Origin of the sequence: Salmonella sp. SAL4457 (genome assembly GCF_046548235.1) — a bacterium.
In the GTDB taxonomy this organism is placed as follows: Bacteria; Pseudomonadota; Gammaproteobacteria; order Enterobacterales; family Enterobacteriaceae; genus Salmonella; species Salmonella enterica.
The window spans coordinates 1-276 of the sequence record NZ_JBGDZO010000399.1 but is presented as its reverse complement, the minus strand read 5'-3'; the positions used below and the strand labels follow the sequence as shown (position 1 = coordinate 276).

Sequence of the window (276 nt, the reverse complement as noted above, 5' to 3'; positions counted from 1 at the left end):
AGCCCATTCTGGCCTTGAGGCAGGCTGAAGCCCGGCAGGGTGAGAGGATTGATCTGTTGCCTTGCCAAATCCGCTGGCAGTTGACTCTTCAGAGTCACTACGGCGCTCGTCGTGCTTGAAACAGCTATGTCCTGATGAGGTAACTGGGTTTCCTGAACGGCCTGAAATCCCTGTAGGACAGAATTATTGAAACTCTCCGCAGCATTCACCGTTACACGACCGCCAGCTTGCACGACAGCACCAACCGTTGAGTTCGCCCCTTTGTTAATCGTCAAC

The 276-nt window shown here is 53.6% G+C and carries 1 protein-coding gene; it reads right to left on the bottom strand.

The window, feature by feature from the left end; genetic code table 11:
* A partial coding sequence (locus ACLJNW_RS24805) for a hypothetical protein (RefSeq protein ID WP_410961301.1) occupies positions 1–276 on the bottom strand: 276 nt, incomplete at both ends.